The organism is Onishia taeanensis, assembly GCF_013349955.1.
Taxonomy (GTDB): domain Bacteria; phylum Pseudomonadota; class Gammaproteobacteria; order Pseudomonadales; family Halomonadaceae; genus Onishia; species Onishia taeanensis_B.
In genome coordinates this window covers 518,321-541,547 of record NZ_JABVXC010000001.1, presented here as the reverse complement: position 1 = coordinate 541,547, position 23,227 = coordinate 518,321, and the positions used below count along the sequence as shown (strand labels likewise).

Annotated in this window: 22 protein-coding genes; 12 read left to right on the top strand and 10 right to left on the bottom strand. The window is 63.2% G+C overall.

All coding sequences use genetic code 11. The features are described from left to right. Positions 1-223: 223 nt before the first annotated feature. Positions 224-997 (bottom strand): SDR family NAD(P)-dependent oxidoreductase, encoded by a 774-nt coding sequence (locus HUS66_RS02420; RefSeq protein WP_175069361.1) that lies wholly within the window; start codon positions 995-997, stop codon positions 224-226. Between the two features lie 187 nt (positions 998-1,184). On the opposite strand from HUS66_RS02420, the gene gcvA reads away from it, so the two are divergent. Further along, complete coding sequence (gene gcvA, locus HUS66_RS02415; protein WP_175069360.1) at positions 1,185-2,102, top strand: transcriptional regulator GcvA; 918 nt, start codon at positions 1,185-1,187, stop codon at positions 2,100-2,102. 265 nt (positions 2,103-2,367) lie between these two features. Here gcvA and acnA read toward each other — a convergent pair whose 3' ends face one another. Next, positions 2,368-5,106 carry an aconitate hydratase AcnA gene (acnA, locus tag HUS66_RS02410; protein ID WP_175069359.1) on the bottom strand — a complete coding sequence of 913 codons (2,739 nt, stop codon included), beginning with the start codon at positions 5,104-5,106 and terminating at the stop codon, positions 2,368-2,370. A gap of 247 nt (positions 5,107-5,353) precedes the next feature. Between acnA and HUS66_RS02405 the strand changes: the two genes are divergently transcribed. The 3 genes from HUS66_RS02405 (at position 5,354) to trxB (ending at position 7,661) form a co-directional block, all read left to right on the top strand. Beyond that, positions 5,354-5,563, top strand: a complete 210-nt coding sequence (locus HUS66_RS02405; protein WP_175069358.1) for a CPXCG motif-containing cysteine-rich protein — start codon at positions 5,354-5,356, stop codon at positions 5,561-5,563. 225 nt (positions 5,564-5,788) lie between these two features. Beyond that, a complete protein-coding gene (locus HUS66_RS02400) occupies positions 5,789-6,391 on the top strand; it encodes a peroxiredoxin (RefSeq protein WP_175069357.1) in 603 nt (200 codons plus the stop codon). A 316-nt stretch (positions 6,392-6,707) separates the two neighbouring features. Next, positions 6,708-7,661, top strand: coding sequence for a thioredoxin-disulfide reductase (trxB, locus tag HUS66_RS02395; RefSeq protein WP_175069356.1), 954 nt, complete (start codon positions 6,708-6,710; stop codon positions 7,659-7,661). Between the two features lie 113 nt (positions 7,662-7,774). On the opposite strand, the gene HUS66_RS02390 is transcribed toward trxB, so the two are convergent. Then, positions 7,775-8,008 (bottom strand): SlyX family protein, encoded by a 234-nt coding sequence (locus HUS66_RS02390; protein WP_340162725.1) that lies wholly within the window; start codon positions 8,006-8,008, stop codon positions 7,775-7,777. Positions 8,009-8,144: 136 nt separating this feature from the next. Here HUS66_RS02390 and HUS66_RS17920 point away from each other — a divergent pair, with 136 nt between their 5' ends. Next, complete coding sequence (locus HUS66_RS17920) at positions 8,145-8,609, top strand: cold-shock protein (protein ID WP_175069354.1); 465 nt, start codon at positions 8,145-8,147, stop codon at positions 8,607-8,609. 109 nt (positions 8,610-8,718) lie between these two features. Here HUS66_RS17920 and HUS66_RS02380 read toward each other — a convergent pair whose 3' ends face one another. The 7 genes from HUS66_RS02380 to map form a co-directional block, all read right to left on the bottom strand. After that, a complete protein-coding gene (locus HUS66_RS02380) occupies positions 8,719-9,105 on the bottom strand; it encodes a hypothetical protein (RefSeq protein WP_175069353.1) in 387 nt (128 codons plus the stop codon). A gap of 28 nt (positions 9,106-9,133) precedes the next feature. Next, positions 9,134-10,303, bottom strand: coding sequence for a succinyl-diaminopimelate desuccinylase (gene dapE, locus HUS66_RS02375; RefSeq protein WP_175069352.1), 1,170 nt, complete (start codon positions 10,301-10,303; stop codon positions 9,134-9,136). A 59-nt stretch (positions 10,304-10,362) separates the two neighbouring features. Beyond that, on the bottom strand, positions 10,363-11,388 hold the full coding sequence (gene dapD, locus HUS66_RS02370) for a 2,3,4,5-tetrahydropyridine-2,6-dicarboxylate N-succinyltransferase (protein ID WP_175069351.1): 1,026 nt from the start codon (positions 11,386-11,388) through the stop codon (positions 10,363-10,365). An 81-nt stretch (positions 11,389-11,469) separates the two neighbouring features. After that, positions 11,470-11,814, bottom strand: a complete 345-nt coding sequence (locus HUS66_RS02365) for an arsenate reductase (protein WP_175069350.1) — start codon at positions 11,812-11,814, stop codon at positions 11,470-11,472. Then, positions 11,811-13,115, bottom strand: coding sequence for a succinyldiaminopimelate transaminase (dapC, locus tag HUS66_RS02360; protein WP_175069349.1), 1,305 nt, complete (start codon positions 13,113-13,115; stop codon positions 11,811-11,813). Before dapC ends, HUS66_RS02365 begins: the two co-directional genes overlap by 4 nt. A 231-nt stretch (positions 13,116-13,346) precedes the next feature. Further along, a complete protein-coding gene (locus tag HUS66_RS02355) occupies positions 13,347-16,022 on the bottom strand; it encodes a [protein-PII] uridylyltransferase (protein ID WP_175069348.1) in 2,676 nt (891 codons plus the stop codon). Position 16,023: 1 nt separating this feature from the next. Continuing rightward, positions 16,024-16,815, bottom strand: a complete 792-nt coding sequence (map, locus tag HUS66_RS02350) for a type I methionyl aminopeptidase (protein ID WP_175069347.1) — start codon at positions 16,813-16,815, stop codon at positions 16,024-16,026. A gap of 359 nt (positions 16,816-17,174) precedes the next feature. On the opposite strand from map, the gene rpsB reads away from it, so the two are divergent. The 7 genes from rpsB (at position 17,175) to ispC (ending at position 23,222) form a co-directional block, all read left to right on the top strand. Further along, positions 17,175-17,906 (top strand): 30S ribosomal protein S2, encoded by a 732-nt coding sequence (rpsB, locus tag HUS66_RS02345; protein WP_092522926.1) that lies wholly within the window; start codon positions 17,175-17,177, stop codon positions 17,904-17,906. 183 nt (positions 17,907-18,089) lie between these two features. Next, positions 18,090-18,959 carry a translation elongation factor Ts gene (gene tsf, locus HUS66_RS02340; protein ID WP_175069346.1) on the top strand — a complete coding sequence of 290 codons (870 nt, stop codon included), beginning with the start codon at positions 18,090-18,092 and terminating at the stop codon, positions 18,957-18,959. A 116-nt stretch (positions 18,960-19,075) separates the two neighbouring features. Further along, positions 19,076-19,843, top strand: a complete 768-nt coding sequence (gene pyrH / locus HUS66_RS02335; protein ID WP_112053912.1) for a UMP kinase — start codon at positions 19,076-19,078, stop codon at positions 19,841-19,843. A gap of 4 nt (positions 19,844-19,847) precedes the next feature. After that, the gene (gene frr / locus HUS66_RS02330; RefSeq protein WP_175069345.1) at positions 19,848-20,405 is read left to right on the top strand and encodes a ribosome recycling factor; all 558 of its coding nucleotides are present in this window, start codon (positions 19,848-19,850) and stop codon (positions 20,403-20,405) included. A gap of 57 nt (positions 20,406-20,462) precedes the next feature. After that, the gene (gene uppS / locus HUS66_RS02325) at positions 20,463-21,221 is read left to right on the top strand and encodes a polyprenyl diphosphate synthase (RefSeq protein WP_254628647.1); all 759 of its coding nucleotides are present in this window, start codon (positions 20,463-20,465) and stop codon (positions 21,219-21,221) included. Continuing rightward, positions 21,214-22,011, top strand: a complete 798-nt coding sequence (locus HUS66_RS02320; RefSeq protein WP_175069343.1) for a phosphatidate cytidylyltransferase — start codon at positions 21,214-21,216, stop codon at positions 22,009-22,011. The genes uppS and HUS66_RS02320 overlap by 8 nt, the downstream gene beginning before the upstream one ends. Next, positions 22,008-23,222, top strand: a complete 1,215-nt coding sequence (ispC, locus tag HUS66_RS02315; RefSeq protein ID WP_175069342.1) for a 1-deoxy-D-xylulose-5-phosphate reductoisomerase — start codon at positions 22,008-22,010, stop codon at positions 23,220-23,222. Before HUS66_RS02320 ends, ispC begins: the two co-directional genes overlap by 4 nt. Positions 23,223-23,227: the final 5 nt, after the last annotated feature.

Sequence of the window (23,227 nt, the reverse complement as noted above, 5' to 3'; positions counted from 1 at the left end):
GAAGCAAAAAAGGCCCCGCCGGCATTGCCGGCGGGGCCTTCGTTTATGGCGCCGATAGACCTCGGCGCCGGCTTTGGCGCGTCCCTCCCGGGGCGCGCCGCTTGTCTTCTTCCATCTCTACGTCACGCCGCTTCTATATCACGCTGCGCTCGATGCCCGATTCCAGCAGATTCAGGTCAGCGCGGTCAGGCATACTTGCTCGGCAGGCGTGCCTAGAGGCTTGTTAGTTGCGACCGGCCATAACGCCGCCATCAACGTCCCAGATAGCACCGGTGACCCAGCTGGCCTTGTCGGACAACAGGAAAACCACGACCTCAGCGACTTCCTGAGGAGTGCCCACACGTCCGATTGGATGGAAACTGTTGAAGCCCTGCAGCGTGGAGTGCACCTCTTCCTTGGGAATAAACCCCTCATAAATGGGGGTCTGCACCACGGCAGGCGATACGGCATTGACGCGGATATGCTTGGATGCAAGCTCCATCGCCAGGTGTTGCGTGAGCGAATGCAGCCCCGCTTTGGCCATTGAGTACGCAGAAGAGGGAGTGGCAGCAATAGCCTGCTTGCCCCACATCGAACCAATATTGACGATAGCGCCGGGGCGATCATTGGCAATCAGGTGGGTAGCGACTTTTTGGGTGATGAAGAACGCGGCCTTGTTTAACTGCATGTACTGGTCGTAATCGACGTCCTGGTGCTCCAGAAACGGCTTTGGAACGAACACGCCTGCTGCGTTGACCAGAAGGTCCACATCCGTGTGATGCTGCTCGATTTCCTGAAGCAGGGTGCTCAGGCCCTGCGCGTCTGTCAGGTTCGCAGTCAACGCGCTGACTTGACCTAGCGCTGCCAACTCTTGACGCGCTTGTTCGGTTTTTTCCGCACGGTTACCGGCGATGACGACGCTACCGCCTTGCTGTAATACGCGTCGCGCGGTTTCCAGTCCCATGCCGCTGGTGCCGCCCACGACTAACAATTTCTTTCCGGTAAACTGATTGCTCATTTGAATACTCCAGATAGTGAGTGAGGCTAAGGGGCGAATGCGAGTGCCGGGTCTCAGCGTTCTGAACAATGCGATCAACCATTCCGCCCCATGGTGTGCTGCTGAGGTACGAAGCAATTATTGGTACCTATCGATAGCGCCACAAACGAGATAAAGTGTCAGTTCGATAAAGAAAAGGTTTACCGGTATGGCGGCGCCTGTCCACCTCAATGCACTCCGCGCCTTTGAGGCCAGTGCTCGACATCAAAGCTTTTCTACAGCGGCTGAAGAGCTGAACGTCACGCCAGCAGCGGTCGGACAGTTGGTGAGGACGCTTGAGCAATGGCTGGGCACACCCCTGTTTCATCGAGGCCTAAGCGGCAAGGCACGATTGGTCGCGACAGAGGCTGCCGAGCGTGCGCTTCCGGATATTCGAGCCGGCTTCGAGCGTCTTGCATTAGGCGTGGAGCGAATGAAGGAAAACTCGCCTAGCGGTGTTCTCACGGTAACGGTCAGTCCCGCATTTGCTGCCAAATGGCTCTTGCCACGCATTGAGCACTTCCATCGAGCTTGGCCAGATACCGACGTCCGCCTTGATACACAGCTCAAAGTCATGGACTTCCTGGCACAAAGGATCGATATCGGTGTGCGTTATGGTGCTGGTCACTGGTCGGGACTAGTCGCAGAAAAGCTCATGGATGAGGATGTTTATCCTGTTTGCTCGCCTCGCCTCAAAACCACCCCAAGCTGCTTGATGACGGTTGAGGATCTGGCAAATCAGACGCTAATCCACGACTTGTCCATGGATGGACACGCTGGTTTCCCAACCTGGGCTAGCTGGTTGGAAGCGGCTGGGATGAACGGTACGCCTACAAAAAGGGGGATGAAGATCAACAACTCTGCAGCAGTGCTCCAAGCGGCAATTGATGGGCAAGGCATTGCGCTGGCCCGCAGCGTCATGGCGCGAGACGACCTAGCCGCCGGCAGGCTGATTCGGCTGTGCCCGCATATCCAGTTTGTCTCTCCTCTAGCTTATTATGTGGTTTACAGGTCGGGGTGCGGAAGCCTTCCGAGATTGAAGGCCTTCCGGGAGTGGTTGTTGGATGAGGCTGCTCTGAGTGCCTGACCCATCCCGGACATTAACATCCCCAACAGCAATGCCTCCGGCACCACGCCTCGAGTCTGGATGCCCACTCCTTGCTCTAGCTGTTGAACGGCCCCATGCCCTCCGAGCAAGTAAACGCCACCATACCGGCTCAAAGACATCGACAATTTCCACCACTGGATCCGGTGTCTGAAGCAAAAAAGGCCCCGCCGGCATTGCCGGCGGGGCCTTCGTTTATGGCGCCGATAGACCTCGGCGCCGGCTTTGGCTTTTCAGCCTAGGCCAGTCAGGCCGAACCGATCATCTTGCGCAGCACGTAGTGCAAGATGCCGCCGTGGCGGTAGTACTCGAGCTCGTTGGCGGTGTCGATGCGGCACAGGGCGTCGATATGCTTCTCGCCCTTGTCGCTCTTGATGGTGACCCGCACCTGGCCGCCCGGGCTCAGGCTGTCGAGCCCCTCGATGGAGACGGTCTCGTCGCCGGTCATGCCCAGCGACTTGCGGGTCTCGCCTTCGGGGAACTGCAACGGCACCACGCCCATGCCGATCAGGTTGGAGCGGTGGATGCGCTCGTAGGACTCGGCCAGTACGGCGCGCACGCCGAGCAGGCGGGTGCCCTTGGCCGCCCAGTCGCGGCTGGAGCCGGTGCCGTATTCCTTGCCGGCTACCACCACCAGCGGGGTATCTTCCTGCTGGTACTGCATGGCGGCGTCATAGATCGCCATCTGTTCGCCGGAAGGCACATGACGGGTCTCGCCGCCCACCACGCCGTCGAGCATCTCGTTCTGGATGCGCACGTTGGCGAAGGTGCCGCGCATCATCACCTCGTGGTTGCCGCGACGCGAGCCGTAGGAGTTGAAGTCGGCGGGTTTGACGCCGCGCTCCTGCAGGTAGCGCCCGGCGGGGCTGTCGGGCTTGATGGCGCCGGCCGGCGAGATGTGGTCGGTGGTCACCGAGTCGCCGAGCATGGCCAGCACGCGGGCATCCTCGACGTCCTCAATGGCCCCTGGCTCGCGGCCCATGCCTTCGAAGAAGGGCGGGTGCTGGATGTAGGTGGAGGCGTCGGACCACTCGTAGACTTCGCTCTGGGGCACATCGATGGCCTGCCAGACCTCGTCACCGTCGAAGACCTCGGCGTACTCCTTGCGATACATCTCGGTCTTGACCTTCTCGACCGCCTCGGCGATCTCGGCCTGAGAGGGCCAGATATCGGAAAGGTAGACCGGCTGGCCGTCGCTGCCGGTGCCCAGCGGCTCCGTGGACAGATCCGTGCGCACGTTGCCGGCCAGGGCATAGGCCACCACCAGGGGCGGTGAGGCGAGCCAGTTGGTCTTGACCAGCGGATGCACGCGGCCTTCGAAGTTGCGGTTGCCGGAGAGCACTGAGGCCACGGTCATGTCACCGTCGTTGATGGCCTTCTCGATGGGGTCGGCCAGCGGCCCAGAGTTACCGATGCAGGTGGTGCAGCCATAGCCGACCAGGTTGAAGCCGAGCGCATCCAGGTCATCATCGACGCCGCCAGCGGCCAGGTAGTCGGTCACCACCTTGGAGCCCGGTGCCAGCGAGGTCTTGACCCAGGGCTGGGTCTTGAGCCCCTTGGCCAGGGCGTTACGCGCCAGCAGGCCGGCGGCCATCATCACGCTGGGATTCGAGGTGTTGGTGCAGGAGGTAATGGCGGCAATCACCACGGCGCCCGGGTTGAGCCGGAACTGCTCGCCGTCGAGATCGACGTCCTGGCTGGTGGGGTGCTCGTAGCTGTCCTTGACGCCGACGGCGGTCTGACCGCCCTCGGACTGCCACTTGCCCTGCTCTTCTTCCGAGGCCTTGCTGCCATTGGCGGCCAGCAGCGCCTCGAAGGTGGACTTCATGTCTTTCAGGGCGACGCGGTCCTGCGGGCGCTTGGGCCCGGCCAGGCTGGCTTGGACCTCGCCCATGTCGAGTGCCAGGGTGTCGGTGAAGATCGGCTCGTCGCCGGTCTTGCGCCACAGGCCCTGCGCCTTGCTGTAGGCCTCGACCAGCTCGACCTGCTCATCCTCACGGCCGGTCAGGCGCAGGTAGTTGAGGGTCTCGTCGTCGACCGGGAAGAAACCGCAGGTGGCGCCATATTCCGGTGCCATGTTGGCGATGGTGGCGCGGTCGGCCAGCGGCAGGTCGTCCAGACCATCGCCGTAGAACTCGACGAATTTGCCGACCACGCCGCGCTCACGCAGCATCTGCGTCACCGTCAGCACCAGGTCGGTGGCGGTGATGCCTTCCTTGAGCTTGCCGGTCAGCTTGAAGCCGACCACTTCGGGAATCAGCATCGACACCGGTTGGCCGAGCATCGCCGCTTCGGCCTCGATGCCGCCGACGCCCCAGCCCAGTATGCCCAGGCCGTTGATCATGGTGGTGTGGGAGTCGGTACCCACCAGGGTGTCCGGATAAGCGAAGGTCTTGCCGTCCTCTTCCTTGGTCCACACCGTTTTGCCCAGGTACTCCAGATTGACCTGGTGGCAGATGCCGGTGCCCGGGGGGACCACGCGGAAGTTATCGAAGGCTTCCTGGCCCCAACGCAGGAACTCGTAGCGCTCCCGGTTGCGCTCCATCTCGATGGCCACGTTGTCCTTGAAGGCGCTCTGGTCCCCGAACTTGTCGACCATCACCGAGTGGTCGATGACCAGGTCGACCGGCGACAGCGGGTTGATGCGCTCAGGGTCTTCGCCAAGCTTGGCCACGGCGGCACGCATCGAGGCCAGGTCGACCACCCCGGGCACGCCGGTGAAGTCCTGCATCAGCACGCGGGCCGGGCGATAGCCGATCTCGCGGTCGGACGAGGCTTTCTTCTGCCAGTCGACCAGCGCCTGGAGGTCGTCGGTGGAAACGCTCTCGTCATCGGCGAAGCGCAGCTGGTTTTCGAGCAATACCTTGAGGGTCTTGGGCAGACGTTCGATATCGCCCAGGGTAGAAGTGGCCTTGGGCAGGCTATAGTAATGGTAGCGTTGGTTGCCTACCGTGAGGGTATCCAGCGAGTCAGGGGTGGTGCTCATGGTTTTCTCCTCGTATCGAGCGAAAGGTCATGATGCAAGCAACAGCATATGACCATCCATGGGACATGTTCAGGACATGGCTACGATGATGGCTGCTTTCAAGCCTAGCCTATGGAAACCGACGCGAAGGTGACAGGCGAATCGCATGATGCCCTGAGTAGGTCATGGTCGCATGCATTCTTGAAATAGCGACTCCTCGGCCCCATAAAGTAATCAAGAGCGTGGCGATCACCCTCGGGAGAGAAGCATGCATGAAGAAATGTTGAATTCACATGCGGTGAACTGCCCTTACTGCGATACGGGCTTCGAATTGCTCGTCGATGCCAGTCAGGGCAGCCACGCCACCTGGGAAGACTGTCCGCGCTGCTGTGCGCCGATTCAGGTGCAGGTGGCCGTGTCAGCCTTCAGCGGCGAGGTCGAGGGCGTGACTCTTGGCCGCGACGATGATGTCGTCTAGGCATCATCTGTTCGTCATGTTCCAGGCGTAATACCCTGAACGGTCAATGGGCTTGGGCATGTCTGCGATGACGGTGTCGTGTGTGCCCTGACTATCGCGACAGCGCAACCGTATAGACAAACGCTATATTGGCCATTGGCCATATCAACTTGGCAGATTCATGAGGTCGGCCTTAGGCTGTACCTCGATTCATGATTGATCACTCATTTCAGCAAGGAGAATTGCATGAGCGTACTGGTAGGTCGTCAGGCCCCCGACTTCGAAACCGCCGCCGTCTTGGGCAACGGTGAAATCGTCGATAACTTCAAGCTGTCCGACAGCAACGGCAAGCTGCGCGTGCTGTTCTTCTGGCCGCTCGACTTCACTTTCGTCTGCCCGTCAGAGATCATCGCCCACGACAACCGTCTGCAGGCGTTCAAGGACCTGGGCGTTGAAGTGATCGGTGTCTCCATCGATTCTCAGTTCACTCACCACGCATGGCGCAAGACCTCACCGGATGCCGGCGGCATCGGTGAAGTCGGCTTCCCGATCGTTGCTGACGTCAAGCATGAAGTCACTCAGGCTTATGGTATCGAGCACCCGGATGCCGGCGTCGCCATGCGTGCTTCTTTCCTGATCGACGAGCACGGCGTCGTTCAGCACCAGGTCGTCAATAACCTGCCGCTGGGCCGTAACGTTGATGAGATGCTGCGCATGGTCAAGGCGCTCAAGCACCACAACGAGCACGGCGAAGTCTGCCCGGCCGGCTGGGAAGAAGGCGAAGAAGGCATGAAGGACACCGCCGAAGGCGTGGCCAAGTACCTGGGCGCGCATGCCGAAGCGCTGTAAGCGTTTAGGTGCATGAAGGGGCGGCCTGCGGGCCGCCTCTTTTGTATCCGCGCTTTGTGCTGGTGCCTATTGAGGCCGATGCCTTTATTTCTGCGTCAGTGGGAGAGATGCCCGCAGAGAGGCTTGTATAACCCCAGGAGAAACTCCGGCCGCTGGCCTCGGGATGCTACACTCCCGTGCGAATCAAACCATTCAGCAAGCGTGCTGTGGCCTGGGTTCCATGTGTGCTCGATGAGTTTTCTCATGAGCTGTCGTTGAACCCAGGCCAGAGAGCGTTTCCGGCCGTATAACGGCCGTCATCTTGTGAGGACCCGACATGAGCGAAGTGCGCCACGAACGCCTGATCATCCTGGGCTCCGGCCCTGCCGGCTACACCGCCGCCGTCTATGCGGCCCGTGCCAACTTGAAGCCGCTGCTGATCACCGGCATGCAGGCCGGCGGCCAGCTGACCACCACCACCGATGTCGATAACTGGCCCGGTGATGCGGACGGTGTGCAGGGCCCTGAGCTGATGGAGCGCATGCGTGCCCATGCCGAGCGCTTCGACACCGAGGTGCTGTTCGATCACATCGAGGAAGTCGAACTGCGTGAGAAGCCATTTACCCTGAAGGGCAACAGTGGCACCTACACCTGCGATGCGCTGATCATCTCCACTGGTGCCAGCGCCCGTTATCTGGGCCTTGAGTCCGAACAGAAGTTCATGGGCCAGGGCGTGTCGGCCTGCGCGACCTGCGATGGCTTCTTTTATCGCAATCAGGAAGTGGTAGTGATCGGAGGTGGTAACACAGCCGTGGAAGAGGCGCTGTATCTGTCGAACATCGCGTCCAAGGTGACTCTGGTGCATCGTCGCGACAGCCTGCGTGCCGAGAAGATCCTCCAGGACAAACTGTTCGAGAAGGTCGAGAACGGCAACATGGCTGTGGAATGGAACCACACCCTGGATGAGGTGCTGGGTGACAACACAGGGGTGACAGGCGCGCGCCTCAAGTCCACGCAGGATGGCTCTACCAAGGAGCTGGCGGCACCGGGCGTGTTCATCGCCATCGGCCATACTCCTAATACCGGCATCTTCGAGGGTCAGCTGGAGATGGCGGGGGGCTATATCAAGGTGCAGTCGGGGCTCGAGGGCAACGCCACCGCCACCAGCATCCCGGGTGTGTTCGCCTCGGGTGACGTAATGGATCACGTCTATCGTCAGGCCATTACCTCTGCAGGTAGCGGCTGCATGGCGGCGCTGGACGCCGAGCGCTACCTGGATGAAATGAGCTAGAAGCCGGAAGAGCGCCGGCTTCGCGGCTGGCAGAGGGAAGTAACCCCTGGGAAAGCTGAAGTGGCTTCCAGCTTCCAGCTTCCAGCTTCTAGCTTCCAGCTGTCGCTAAGCGACTAGTAGTGAGGTGGACGCTCGTCTTCAGGGCTTGCCTGCTCTCCGGCTGCATCGTTAAGGGCATGCTGCTGTTGGCGAAGCTTGGCCTGCATCAGTTCGTTCATGCGCTCCAGCGCCGACAGCCGTGTTTCCTGGGCGGCGACCGCCTGGTCCAGGGTGTCCAGCCAGTGTTCTTGGTAGGCGATGCGGCTTTCGATGCCTTCCAAGCGGGCGAGCCAGTCGTGCTCTTGCATGGTAGTATCCTCCTGTGGCGTGTTGCCGTTCATCGCGACCGCCTCATCTTGTCAGCCTGTGCCCGCCAGCGTTATCGCCGGTGGGGTTTTGTCATGACCCCTTCATCCATTGCCATCACAAGAGAAACCGAGGTCCATGAATCAAAAGGTCTTACTTCGTTGTAGTCTGATCAGCGTGCTGTTAGCCGCGCCAGCGCCCCTGCTGATCGCCCTGTTCATCTACCTGACCGGCGGGGATCTGTCCCGTGAGCTGTTCGCCAGCCTGGAAGTGGGCGGCGTCGCCCTCGTCTACCTGGCCACGGCCGTCGCCGTTTTTCTGGTCACCCTGGTCGCGACCGTAGCGGTCCATGTGCTCACACCCACCCTTGCCAATCTGGCCGATGTCGAGGACGACGACCGGGAGATCGGCGAGGTCAAGTGGTTCAACGTCAACAAAGGATATGGCTTCATTACCCGCGATGGCGGGGATGATGTGTTCGTGCACTTTCGCGCTATCCGCGGCAAGGGGCATCGCACCCTGGCCGAGGGCCAGAAGGTGCGTTACCACGTGATCGAGAACGAACGCGGTTATCAGGCCGATGACGTGACCGTCATCACCTGAGCCCGATCGTCTGAGTCCTGGCCTCTGAGGCCAAGGGGCCGCCGCTCGACCGACGCCCCGCCTGCTGAAAAGCAGGCGGGGCGTCATCGTGTGGGAGGCAGGAAAGGACTCATTGGCCTGAGTCCGGCCAGGTGATGGCGTCCTCCTGTCCGTCGGGCTGCACTCGCCAGAAGCGGTCCGGGTCGTCGCCGGGCTGCCAGCCGCCCAGCGAACAGCGTACTTCGACGTCCAGGGCGCTGGCAGCCGAACGGGCGCAGTCGGCATCGCGGGGCCAGGGGGTGGCGCCGCTGTCGAACCACAGGCTGGCAAAGCCGTCGGCGGCCTGTTCGACCAGCAGCACAGGTACCTTCGTGCCGTCCAGGTGGCCGGTGGTGCGCCATTGGCGCTTGCCGGCACGAGACAGCGGCGGCGCATCCAGGCTGGCGGCCAGCCAGGCGTCCAAGGCCTCGATGGGGGCCTTGGCCAGGTAGATCTCGATATCCGGGTAGCGTTGCATGCTTGACTCTCGGTAGCGGGCGGTAGGCTCAGTCGGTGTGAGCGAACAGCCGCGTGAGGATGGCCTCGTAGATGTCGCTGAGGGTGTCCAGGTCGGCGGCCCGCACTCGCTCGTTGACCTTGTGGATGGTGTCGTTGCGGGGGCCCAGTTCGACCACCTGGCTCCCCAGGGTGGCAATGAAGCGTCCATCCGAGGTGCCACCGGCGGTGGAGAGTGTCGGTCGCTCGCCGGTAACGCCCTCGACGCCCGCCACGGCAGCCTCGACCAGTTGGCCTTCAGCGGTCAGGAAGGGCTCGCCGTTGAGCGTCCAGTCGACGCGGTAGTCGAGGCCGTGGGCATCGAGAATCGCCTCGGTGCGGCGGCGCAATGCCTCATGGGTCAGCTCGGTGGAGTAGCGGAAGTTGAACACCACCTCGAGCTCCCCCGGGATCACGTTGGTGGCGCCGGTGCCCGCGCGGATGTTGGAGATCTGGAAGCTGGTCGCCGGGAAAAAGTCGTTGCCCGCGTCCCAGTGTTCCCGGGCCAGGGCATCCAGTGCCGGAGCGGCCTCGTGGATGGGGTTGCGCGCCATGTGCGGATAGGCGACATGGCCCTGCACGCCCCTGACGCGCAGCACGGCGCCCAGCGAGCCGCGGCGACCGTTCTTGATCACGTCGCCGACGCGTTCGGTGGAGGACGGCTCGCCGACGATGCAGTAATCCAGGCGCTGGTGAGTCTCGCGCAGGTGCTCGACCACCGCCTTGGTACCGTCAACGGCCGGGCCTTCCTCGTCCGAGGTGATCAGAAAGGCGATCTTGCCATCGTGGTCCGGATGCGCGGCGACGAAGCGTTCCACGGCGGTGATCATCGCCGCCAGGCTGCCCTTCATGTCGGCGGCGCCGCGACCCAGCAGCATGCCGTCGTCGTCGATGAAGGGGGTGAAGGGCGGGTGGTCCCACTGGCTCTCGGGGCCGCTCGGCACCACATCGGTGTGGCCGGCGAAGGCCAGCACCGGGCCCTGGTGGCCGCGCACCGCCCAGAAGTTCTCGACGTCGCCGAACGGCAGCCGCTCGATATGGAAACCGAGGCGTTCGAGGCGCTCGATCATCAGCGCCTGGCAGCCGACGTCAGCGGGAGTCACCGAGGCGCGGCCCATCAGGTCGATGGCCAGGTCGAGTGTCGCGGAAGGCGTCGAAGACGGCGTGGTGGTATCGGGCATGCTTCATCCTGGTAAGCGAAGGGGCAGAGCGCCCGCCGGCGGCGGGCGCAGCAAAGGACTCAGTTGTGGGCGTGGAGCGCCTCGTTGAGTGCGATGGCACTCTTGTTGGTCAGACACTCGATGCGTCCGGTCTGCGAGTTGCGACGCAGCAGCAGATCGTCCTGGCCTGCCAGGGCGCGGGCGGCGACGGTCTCGGCGACCTGGCCCTGATCATCCAGCACCGCGACCTTGGCCCCGGCGGTGAGGTAGAGGCCTGCCTCGACGGTGCAGCGGTCGCCCAGCGGAATGCCGATACCGGCATTGGCACCGATCAGGCAGCCTTCGCCGACCTTGATGATGATATTGCCACCGCCGGACAGGGTGCCCATGGTCGAGCAGCCGCCGCCGAGGTCCGAGCCCTTGCCGACCATCACACCGGCGGAAATGCGGCCTTCGACCATGCCTGGCCCTTCGGTGCCGGCATTGAAGTTGACGAAGCCTTCGTGCATCACGGTGGTGCCTTCGCCGAGGTGGGCCCCCAGGCGCACGCGGGCGGTGTCGCCGATGCGCACGCCGCTGGGCACCACGTAGTCGGCCATCTTGGGGAACTTGTCGACGCAGTCGACGGACAGGGCGCGGCCTTCGAGGCGTGCCTTGAGGCGGCGAGCCGGCAATTCCTCGATGTCGATCGGGCCTTCGTTGGTCCAGGCGACGTTGCGCAGCAGACCGAACATGCCGCCGAGGTCCAGGCCGTGCGGCTTGACCAGGCGGTGGGACAGCAGGTGCAGCTTGAGATAGACCTCCGGGGCACTTTCCGGCGCCTGATCGGTCTCGAGGAAGGTCGCGACCAGCGGGCGCTGGCTGGCAGAGAGGCTCGCTGCCAGTTCGGCCTGCTCGGCGTGACCGGCGGTCTTGAGCGCCTCGGCGAGGTCGGCGCAGTGCTCCGGCAGGAAGCTGACCGCGACGTTGCCGGCGGGGGCGCCGAGGACCTGGCGTGCAGCCTCGACCAGGCTGGTCTCGGGCTCAAAGAGCGGGGCCGGGTAGTAGACGTCCAGCCAGTCGCCTTGAGTGTTCTGGTGTCCGATTCCGAGTGCGAAGCTCAGCATGGTGAGAGTCCTTTTGATCGAAGGTGAGCGAGGCCAGCGGGCCTCGGGCAAGAAGAAATCGCGTTCGCTATCGTGGCCGCATCAGCCGGTCAGGTCGTCGTAGTCGCCGTCTCGGTAGCCGACCCGAACCTCCTCGCCGGTGTCCAGCAAGGGGCGCTTGATCAGGGTCGGATGTTCGAGCATCAGGGCGCGGGCCGAATTGGCATCCACCTCGGCCTTGGTCGTCTCGTCGAGCTGGCGCCAGGTGGTGCTGCGCTTGTTGAGCAGGGTCATTACCGGCACCTGCCCGAGCAGGTGTTCCAGCAGTGCCGCGGACAGGCCGTCCTCGCGCAGGTCGTGGACCTGGAACGGCACGCCCCGCGCCTCGAGCGCCTTGCGGGCGCGGCGGCAGGTATCGCAGGCCTTGATGCCATAGAGGGTAATCATGCTTGAGGCCTCATGGTGTCGGTGGAAGCGTCGATGGCGGAAGCTCTTGTGGAAGTGCTCGTGGAGCCGTCGGCCATCCAGCGTTCGGTAAAGCGGCGCAGGCGGCGGGCCGCCTCGACGGCTGCGTCGACGTCAGAGACCAGTGCCAGCCGGATGCGGCCTGCGCCGGGGTTCACGCCGTTATCGTTGGCCTCACCGTCACCGCTAGTGGCGCGACCCATGTAGCTGCCCGGCAGCACGCTGACGTTTTCTTCGGCGAACAGCGCTCGGGTGAAGGCTTCATCGTCGCCGCCCGGTACCGCCGGCCACAGGTAGAAACTGGCCTCGGGGGCGGGGAAGTCCAGCACCGGAGCGAGGATCTCGGTGACGGCGGCGAACTTCTCGCGGTAGGCGTCGCGGTTGGCCCGCACGTGGGCCTCGTCGCGCCAGGCGGTGATCGAGGCCTGCTGCAGCGGCAGTGACATGGCGCAGCCGTGGTAGGTGCGATAGCGCTTGAAGGGCGCGATCAGGTCGGCATCGCCGGCGACGAAGCCCGAGCGCAGCCCCGGCAGGTTGGAGCGCTTGGACAGCGAGTGGAAGACCAGGCAGCGACGGTAGTCGTGGCGGCCCAGTCGAGCACAGGCCTCCAGCAGCCCTGGCGGTGGCGTGGCTTCGTCGAGATAGAGCTCGGAGTAGCACTCGTCAGAGGCGATGATGAAGTCATGCTCGTCGGCAAGCGCGATCAGGCGCGTGAAGTCCTCAAGCGGCGTCACCGCTCCGGTGGGGTTGCCCGGCGAGCACAGGAACACCAGCTGGACGTCGCGCCAGGTCTCTGCTGGCACTGCATCGAAATCCGAGCGGAAGCCGTTGTCGGCCTGGCAGTCCAGGTAGAGCGGAGTGCCGCCGGCCAGCAGAGTGGCGCCCTCGTAGATCTGGTAGAAGGGGTTGGGCACCGCGACCTTGGCCGGGCGGCTGCGGTCGATGGCTGCTTGAACGAAGGCGAAGATGGCCTCCCGGGTGCCGTTGACCGGCAGTACCTGACTGTCCGGGTCGAGGCCACCGATGGCATCAAGATCGAAGCGCTGGGTCGCCCAGTCGGCGATCGTCTGGCGCAGTTCAGGCAAGCCGGCGGTGGCTGGATAGCGCGCCATCTCGTCGCGGTGAGCGCTCAGGGTGTCGAGAGCCGCGGCGAAGGGCGGGTGTTGGGGCTCGCCGATGGTCAGTGGGATATGCGACAGCGCCGCGGGGGGCGTGACATTGGCCTTGAGGGCGGCGAGCTTCTCGAAGGGGTAAGGCTTGAGCGCATCGAGATCGGGGTTCATGGCTGTCCTGGCCGCCTCGCGGGCGTTTGTCGTGGTCGTGGTGACGGCTGGGTCCTGGTCGCTAGGTCTAGACGCTAGCCCTGCATGCAAAGGCGGTATCGATAGGCCCGCGCTGTTGCGTCGTGATGCCCGCCGAGTCAGGTCCGCGATTATAGGGAAGCCGGGGAGGCGCCTCAATCTTGGTGCCTGTCGGTTGCTTGCCTAGGCATGGCGTCGGTCCGGGCGTCGAGCCTAGACATCCAGCACTTCGACCAGCCGCTCACGCAGGCGCTGCTGGCGTTCGGTGTCGGTGAGCGGCGCGCCGTTGCGGTCGGTGATGAAGAAGACGTCTTCGACCTTCTCGCCGAGGGTGGCGATCTTCGCTGCCGAAAGCGCGATGCCCTGTTCCATGAAAATGCGGCCGACCCGAGCCAGCAGGCCAGGGCGGTCGGGCGCCGTAAGCTCGAGCATGGTGCGCTCGTTGGCCGGATCCTGCTCGATCACCACCCGAGTCGGCACCTTGAAGTGCTTGAGCTGGCGCGGGGTGTGGCGGGTGACGATCTGGGGGTAGTCGTCCGGGTCGTCGAGCTCCTCGACCAGGTGGCATCGCATGGTCTCGAGTCGCTCCTGATCGCGGATCGGCTGGCCGTCCTCATCGAGCACGATAAAGGTATTGAGCGTCCAGTCGCTGCTCGAAGTGGCGATGCGAGCATCGTGGATCGAGAGTCCGAGCTGCTCCATGGCGGCTGCGGTGGCGGCGAACAGGTCGTCCACCGAGCGGGTGTGGATGAACACCTTGGTGCCACCCTCGGTCATGTCCTCGGTGGGTGCGCTGATCAGAATCAGCGGCAGGTCCGAACCGTCATGGTCGAGAATGCCCTGGGTCTGCCAGACGATCTCGCTGGGGGCGTACTGGACGAAGTAGTCCTCGCCCAGTGACTCCCACAGGGACTCGAAGCGCGAAGGATCGATGCCAATGGTGGCCAGCAGACTGCGCGCTTCTTCGCGGGTCTCGCGCACCCAGTCATCACGGTCCAGCGGGTTCTCTAGGCCGCGGCGCAGGGCGCGCTTGGTCTCGGCATGCAACTGACGGAGCAGCGAGGCTCGCCAGCCGTTCCACAGGGTCGGGTTGGTGGCGTTGATGTCGGCCACGGTCAGCACGTAGAGGTAGTCCAAGTGGACCTCATCGCGCATCTGAGTGGCGAATTCGCGGATCACGTCAGGGTCGGTGATGTCGCGTTTCTGGGAGGTCTTCGACATCAGCAGGTGATGCTCGACCAGCCAGCTGACCAGCCGGGTATCCCGGGGCGAAAGACCATGGCGCTCGCAGAACTCTTCGGCGTCGCGGGCACCGAGCAGAGAATGGTCGCCGCCACGCCCCTTGCCGATGTCGTGATAGAGCCCGGCGATCCATAAAAGCTCGAGCTTGGGCAACTGGTGCACCAGCGCCGCGGCAACCGGAAATTCCTCACGACAGCGCGGCTCACGGAAGCGCTGCACGAACTTCAATAGGCCAAGCGTGTGGGCATCGACCGTATAGCTGTGGAACAGGTCATGCTGCATCAGGCCCACGGCCTGACCGAATTCCGGCAGGTACTTGCCGAGCACCCCATAGCGATTCATGCGCCTTAGCTGACGGGCGACGTTACCACTGGAGCGCAACAGTTCCATGAACAGGCTCTGATGGCGCACGTCGTCGCGGTACAGGTCGTCCATCAGGTGGCGATGATCGCGAATCAGGCGGATGGTGGAAGCGCGCACGCCCTCGATCTCCGGGTGCTGAGCCATCAGCAGGAACAGCTCGAGCATGGCCGCGGGGCGGTAGCGGAAGATCCGCTCGTCGCGGGCCTGAATGTAGCCGCCCTTGACCTCGAAGCGGTCGTTGAGGGTGCGGGTCTCGAGCACCTCGTCAGCGCGCAGGATGACCTCGTCGAAGTGCTGCAGCAGCATGTCGTTGAGACCCGCCAGGGCGGTGACGTGGCGGTAGTAGCGCTTCATGAACTGCTCGACGGCCAGCCGGCCGGGGATGTCGCGGTAGCCGAACAGGGTCGCGATGGTGCGCTGGTGGTCGAACAACAGACGATCCTCGGCGCGCCCGGTGAGCATGTGCAGGGCATAGCGGACCTGCCACAGGAAGGCCTGGCCCTGGCTTAGGATGCGCAGCTCGGCATCGTTCATGAAGCCGTTGTCGACGACCTCTTCGTAGCGCAGCTCGCCGAACTGGCGCTTGGCGACCCAGCCGATCATCTGAATGTCCCGGAGCCCGCCGGGGGAGCTCTTGATGTTCGGCTCGAGGTGATACTCGGAGTTGTTATAGCGGTAGTGGCGGGCGATCTGCTCCTGCCATTTGGCCTCGAAGAAGGCGTCTGCCGGCCACAGCCGGTCGGTCCTGAGGCGCTCGCGCATCGCATCGCGCAGGTGGGAGCCGCCTGCCAGAGTGCGGGTTTCGAGCAGGTTGGTGATCACCGTGACGTCGGCGCGGGCCTCGCGTTCGCAGTCGCTCAGCGAGCGCACGCTATGGCCGATCTCCAGCCCGATATCCCACAGGAAGGTGATGAAGTCGGTCAGCGGCTCCCGGTAGGGGGTGTCGTCATCGTCTTCGAGTAGCAGCAGCAGATCGACATCCGAGTGCGGGTGCAGCTCGCCGCGACCGTAGCCGCCGACGGCCAGCAGGGCGACGCCGTCGTCCGGCCAAGCATGGCGGGTCCAGGCGATCTCGAGCAGGCGGTCGAGGCACCAGGCGCGGCCATGCACCAGGTCGCGGATGTCGGCGCCAGCACGAAAGCGCTCGTCCAGGCGCTCCTGGATTTCGCTCAGTGCCTGCTTGAAGGGCGCTACCGGCGAGCGTTCACCCTCTAACTCGGCGCGGAAGGCCGCGACATCGAAGAGGCTCTCATCGGGCTGGAAGCGGTAATGATGCAGCAGCATGTCAGCTCGAAAGGAAGCTCAGGTCTTCCTCGTCACGTACGGTCAGAACCTCGACACCGGTGGCGGTCACCAGCAGGGTATGTTCCCACTGGGCAGACAGGCTCTTGTCCTTGGTGACTGCGGTCCAGTTATCACGCAGCACCTTGGTGCGGTGGTCGCCGACGTTGATCATCGGCTCGATGGTAAAGCACATGCCTTCCTCGAGGGCGATGTCGGCCTCGGGGGCATAGCCATCGTAGTGCAGTACCTGAGGCTCCTCGTGGAAGACCGAACCGATGCCGTGGCCGCAGAAGTCACGTACCACGCTATAGCCGTTGGCCTCGGCGTGCTGTTGGATGACGCGGGCCAGCTGGGATAGGCGGACGCCGGGCTTGACTTCGGCGATGCTCTTGTAGAGGCACTCCTGAGTGACACGGGCCAGTCGCTCGCCCTGGATGCTTTCGCCGACGATGAACATCTTGCTGGTATCGCCGTGATAGCCGTCGGCCGTCTTGACGGTGATGTCGATGTTCATCACATCGCCTTTCTTGAGCTTCTTGGCATCGTCGGGGATGCCGTGGCAGACCACGTGATTGATCGAGGTGCAGATCGACTTGGGGAAGCCATGGTAGTTCAGCGGTGCCGGCACGGAACCCAGTTCGTTGACGATGAAGTCATGGCAGAGGCGGTCGAGTTCACCGGTGCTGACGCCGGCTTGTACGTGGGGCGTGATCATTTCCAGTACGCGGGCAGCTTGCTTACCGGCTTCGCGCATCTTGACGATTTCGTCGGCGGTCTTGATGGATACGTTCATGGAATCTCGAGTCGTGAAGGGGAGGGCGCTCGCGAGCGGCCGCGTGAACTGACGCGATACAAGAGGCGGTCAGGGGGCGGGCAGGGCGCTTGCGACTTCATCTTGATATTGATCTATGGTATAAAGCTGCGCGCTTTCCTGCAATGCGTTGTGCCGAGTGCATCGCTTCCTCTATTCGCCCGGCGACATAGCCTGTCTCGCGATAGTGAAGTTGCGTTATTCGCATGGCCAGCGGCAAGGCGCTAAATAGCCTGAAAAACACACATGCACCGACACATGGTCCCGGGTGCCGTCGGCCAGTCCGAGGGTCGGATCCATGGGGTGCGTGGAGGCCCAACCCGATAGTCCAGGAGTCATCCATGACACAAGTCAATATGCGTGACCTGCTCAAGGCAGGCGCTCACTTCGGTCACCAGACCAAGTACTGGAACCCGAAGATGTCCAAGTTCATCTTCGGCGCTCGCAACAAGATCCACATCATCAACCTCGAGCACACCCTGCCGGCGCTGAATGAAGCGATCAGTGTGGTCGAGAAGATGGCGGAGACCAACAACAAGATCCTGTTTGTTGGCACCAAGCGTGCGGCGGCCAAGGTGATCAAGGAAGAGGCCAACCGTGTTGGTATGCCCTTCGTCAACCATCGCTGGTTGGGCGGCATGCTGACCAACTACAAGACCATTCGCGTGTCCATCAAGCGTCTGCGCGAACTCGAGTCGATGCACGAAGACGGCACCTTCGAGAAGCTGACCAAGAAAGAAGTCCTGATGGCCACCCGCGAGCAGGACAAGCTCGAGCGCAGCGTGGGCGGTATCAAGGAAATGGGCGGCCTGCCGGACGCGCTGTTCGTGGTTGATGTCGATCATGAGCGCATCGCCATCAACGAAGCCAACAAGCTTGGCATTCCGGTCATCGGGGTGGTCGATACCAACTCCAACCCGGACGGCGTCGACTACGTGATCCCGGGCAACGATGACTCCATCCGCGCCATCCAGATCTACGTCCAGGCCATCGCCAACGCCTGCGCCAAGGCGAAGGAAGGTCGTCCCGACGAGTTCGTTGAAGTCACCGAAGGCGAACAAGTCGCCGAGTGATGACGCTGGTCTACCCCAAGCTGTCATCCGGGACTGCCAGACTGATGGCGGCCCGGTCGGTGGGCTAGCTCGCCGGACACAAGGGTAGGCAGAGGAGGGGGCTTGGCCCCCTTCTTTCCGTCCCCACTCGGGTGATGGAAACGCTTAGATTATCGACGTCGAACCATTTCAGAGGTTATTACCATGGCAGCTATCAGCGCGTCTCAGGTAAAAGAACTGCGCGAGCGCACCGGGCTCGGCATGATGGAGTGCAAGAAGGCACTCACCGAAGCCGGTGGCGACATCGACACCGCCATCGAGAACCTGCGCAAGAACTCCGGTCTCAAGGCCGCCAAGAAGGCGGGTCGTACCGCTGCCGAAGGCGCCATCGTGATCAAGCTGGCCGATGACGCCAGCTACGGCCTGATGCTTGAAGTCAACTCCGAGACCGATTTCGTGGCTCGTGACGACAACTTCATCGCCTTCGCCGATAAGGTCGCCGAGCAGGCTTTCGCCAGCAAGACCACCGATATCGCGGCCCTGATGGAAGGTGAGCTGGAAAACGCTCGCGAGCAGCTGGTCCAGAAGATCGGCGAGAACATCAGCGTGCGTCGTGCCGCTCTGGTCGAAGCGCCGGCTGGTGGCACCGTGGGTGGCTACGTCCACGGCGGCCGCATCGCCGCGCTGACCGTGCTGGCTGGCGGCACCGCCGAGGCAGCCAAGGACGTGTCCATGCACGTCGCGGCCATCAACCCGGTCGTGGCCCTGCCGGAGAACATGCCGCAGGAGCAGCTGGACAAGGAAAAGGCGATCATCCTGGCGCAGCCGGACATGGCCGGTAAGCCGGAAAACATCGCCGAGAAGATGGTCCAGGGCCGTTTGAAGAAGTACCTGGCTGAGAACAGCCTGACCGAGCAGGCCTTCGTCAAGAACCCGGACCAGACCGTGGCCGAGTTCGTCAAGGCAGCCGGTGGCGAAGTGGTCAGCTTCACTCGCTTCGAAGTGGGTGAAGGCATCGAGAAAGAAGAAGTCGACTTCGCCAAGGAAGTAATGGAGCAGGCCGGCCGCAGCTAAGGCTTGGCACTGTGAGTTCGTGATGGCGTGCGCGCAAGCGCACGCCTTCGCGTATCCGGCGGATAGAAATGCCGCCAAGATTTCCTCCCCCTGTCGCTGTCATCAGGAGACGCCTCATGTCCGATTCCACTGCTACGCCCGAACGTCCTGCCAAGCCTGAACGCGCGGCGAAAAGCAAGTACAAGCGTATTCTGCTCAAGTTGTCTGGCGAGGCCCTGACCGGGGATGCCGAGTTCGGCATCGATCCTCAGGTGCTCGATCGCATGGCGCTGGAGATCGGGCAGTTGGTCGGCATCGGCGTTCAGGTCGGTATCGTGGTCGGCGGCGGCAACCTGTTCCGCGGCGCCGCTCTGCACGAGGCGGGCATGGAGCGGGTGACCGGCGATCATATGGGCATGCTGGCCACGGTGATGAATGCCCTGGCCATGCGGGATGCGCTGGAGCGTTCCAATATCCGTTCGCGGGTGATGTCAGCGATTCCGATGAGCGGAGTGGTCGAGCACTATGATCGCCGCACCGGCATCCGCTACCTGACGTCGGGCGATGTGGTATTGTTTTCCGCCGGTACCGGCAACCCCTTCTTCACCACCGATTCCGCGGCCTGTCTGCGCGGCATCGAGATCGACGCCGATGTGGTGATCAAGGCCACCAAGGTCGACGGCGTTTATGATCGTGATCCGGTCAAGCATGCCGACGCCCAGAAATACGAGCGCCTGACCTACGATGAATGCCTGGATCAGAAGCTCGGGGTGATGGATTTGACCGCCATCTGCCTGGTGCGTGACCATGACATGCCGGTCCGCGTATTCAACATGAACAAGCCCGGTGCCCTGCTCAATCTGGTGATGGGCGGCAAGGAAGGCACGCTGATAGACAGAGGTTGAAACCGTGATCAACGATATCCAGAAAGACGCTGAAGCCCGCATGCACAAGACCATCGAGTCGCTGCATGCGAACTTCAACAAGATCCGCACCGGTCGTGCTCATCCCAGCATCCTCGATGCGGTGACCGTGGATTATTACGGCGCCCAGATGCCGTTGAACCAGGTCGCCAGCGTCAACGTCGAGGACGCGCGTACCCTGGCGGTTGTGCCCTGGGAAAAGACCATGGTACCCAAGGTCGAGAAAGCCATCATGACCGCGGACCTGGGCCTCAATCCGGCCACGGCGGGCAGCGTGATTCGCGTGCCGATGCCGATGCTGACCGAGGAGACCCGCAAGGGCTACATCAAGCAGGCGCGTTCCGAGGCCGAGAACGCCCGCGTGGCGGTGCGCAACGTACGCCGCGATGCCAACGGTGACCTCAAGGCGCTGCTCAAGGAGAAAGAAATCTCCGAAGATGAAGAGCACGGCGGCACGGACGCCATCCAGAAGCTGACCGACAAGCATATTGCTGAGATCGATAAGTTGTTGGAAGCCAAGGAAAAGGACCTGATGACGGTCTGAGGCCTGGCGGGCGACATCGCATCGCCCGCCTATCGTTTTATTGCTATGCGAGCCCCCATGACATCACCGCAGTCCCCTGAACCGCATCGCCGGGCGACCCCGCGTCATCTGGCGATCATCATGGATGGCAACAACCGCTGGGCCAAGGCCCGTGGCCTGTCCGGGGTGCGCGGTCATCGTGCGGGCGTCGAGTCGGTGCGCTCGGTGATCCGTCGCGCTGCCGAACGCGGGGTTGAGGTGTTGACCCTGTTCGCTTTCTCCAGTGAGAACTGGAAGCGTCCGCCGGCCGAGGTCAACGCCTTGATGGAGCTGTTTCTGATCGCCCTCAAGCGGGAGGTCAAGAAACTGCACGAGCATGACATTCGTTTGACCATTATCGGTGAGCGCGAGGGTTTCTCGGCGTCTATCCAGAAGCACATCGCCCGTGCCGAAACGCTGACTGCCGACAACCGCGGCATGCACCTGGTGATTGCCGCCAACTACGGTGGTCGCTGGGATATCGCCCAGGCCGCGCAGCGCCTCGCGACGCGGGTCGCCGACGGCGAGCTCGCCGTTGAACAGATCAATGAGCAGTCGCTGGGTCGCGAGGTATGCCTGGCCGATGCGCCCGAGGTAGACCTGTGCATCCGCACCAGCGGCGAGCAGCGCCTATCCAACTTCCTGCTGTGGCAACTGGCCTATGCCGAGCTGCATTTTTCTCCCCTGCTGTGGCCGGATTTCGGCGCCGAGGCGCTCGATGAGGCCTTTGCCGACTTCGCGCGGCGCCAGCGCCGTTTTGGCATGACGCACGAGCAAGTCGAGGCCCAGGGTGCTTAAGCAACGAATTCTTACCGCCGTCATCCTGGTGCCGCTGGCTCTGGCCGGGCTCTTCCTGCTCGAAGGCGGTGCCTTCGCGCTCTTCACTGGCGCCGTCGTGCTGCTCGCGGCCTGGGAGTGGACCAATCTCGCCGGCTTGCCGCGCCTGACGGCCCGCCTCGCAGTGACCGCGAGCCTGGGGCTTGCCATGCTGCTGCTGTGGGCGGGTGGCAGTGGCCAGGCTACCGGCCTGCTGTGGCTCGGTGCGGCTGCCTGGCTTGCCAACCTCTACTGGGTTACTCACTACCCCGAGCGTCGGGCGCAATGGGCGACGCCTGCTCGTCGCCTGATCATGGGCCTGACAGTACTGCTGCCCTGCTGGGTAGGCTTCAACAGCCTGCGTGCCAGCGGCGGCGAGTGGCTGCTCTTCGTGCTGCTGCTGGTGTGGCTGGCTGACACCGGGGCCTATTTCGCCGGCCGAGCCTTCGGGCGGCGCAAGCTGGCACCTGCCGTCAGCCCCGGCAAGACCTGGGAAGGCGTGGCGGGTGGTGTGGTTGTCACCTCGGCGCTAGCCCTTTGCTATGCCGTCTGGCTGTCGCTTGGCCTTGGCGAGACCCTGGGCTTGATGCTTGCCACCGTGCTGGTCACGCTGGTCTCGGTGCTTGGCGATCTGTTCGAGAGCATGTTGAAGCGCACTCGGGGCGTCAAGGATTCCGGGGTGCTGCTGCCCGGTCACGGCGGCGTGTTGGATCGCATCGATAGCCTGACCGCGGCAATTCCCATCTTTGCCCTGCTGCGAGTGTGGCTATGAGCCTGTCTGCATCCATTGCCACTCGGCCTCAGCGCGTCACCGTGCTGGGCGCGACCGGTTCCATCGGCACCAGCACCCTCGATGTGGTCGCTCGCCATCCCGACCGCTACCGGGTGCATGCGCTGACTGCTCAGCGTTCGAAGGAAGCCCTGCTGGCGCTGTGTCAGACCCATCGTCCCGCCCAGGCGGTGATCGGCAGCGAGGCCGATGCCGCCTGGCTGCGCGAGCGGCTGGCCTCTGCGGGCGTGAACACCGAGGTGCGCGCCGGTGAAGGCGCGCTGGTTGAGGTTGCCCAGGCGTCCGAGGTCGAGGTGGTGATGGCCGCCATTGTCGGTGCCGCCGGGCTGGTGCCGACGCTTGCCGCCGTGCGTGCCGGCAAGCGGGTGCTGCTGGCCAACAAGGAAGCCCTGGTGATGAGCGGCGGCCTGTTCATGGACGCCGTAGCCCGGCATGATGCCGTGCTGTTGCCGATCGATTCCGAACATAATGCCATCTACCAGTGTCTACCACTCGAACATCGCGGCGGTCTCGAGCGCATTGGCGTTAGCCAACTGCTGCTGACGGCTTCGGGCGGGCCCTTCTTGGGTTGGTCGGCGGATGCCTTGGCTGGAGTCACACCCGACCAGGCCTGTGCCCATCCCAACTGGTCGATGGGGCGCAAGATTTCGGTGGACAGTGCGACCCTGATGAACAAGGGCCTCGAATTGATCGAGGCCTGCTGGCTCTTCGATGCCGGCCCCGAGCAGATTCAGGTGGTCGTGCATCCGCAGAGCGTGATCCATTCGATGGCGGCGTATCGAGACGGTTCGGTGCTCGCCCAGCTCGGCAATCCGGACATGCGCACGCCAATTGCTTATGGCCTGTCCTGGCCGGAGCGAGTCGATGCCGGCGTTGCGCCGCTCGATCTGTTCCAGGTCGCCAGGCTCGATTTTCAGGCCCCCGATGAGACGGCCTTCCCCTGTCTGCGGCTGGCTCGACAAGCAATGGCTGCCGGCGGAAGCGCGCCTGCGTTGCTCAATGCCGCCAATGAGGTGGCCGTGGAGGCTTTCCTCGAGGGGCGGTTATCCTTCCCGGGTATTGCCGAGCTTAATGAGGCTGTGCTGTCGGCCTGCCCGCCGTCGGCGGCCGACGAACTTGAGGGCATCCTCGCCGAGGATGACCGGGGCCGTCGGGCGGCCCGTCATCACCTGGAACGCTATGGGCGGGAGTAAACTGC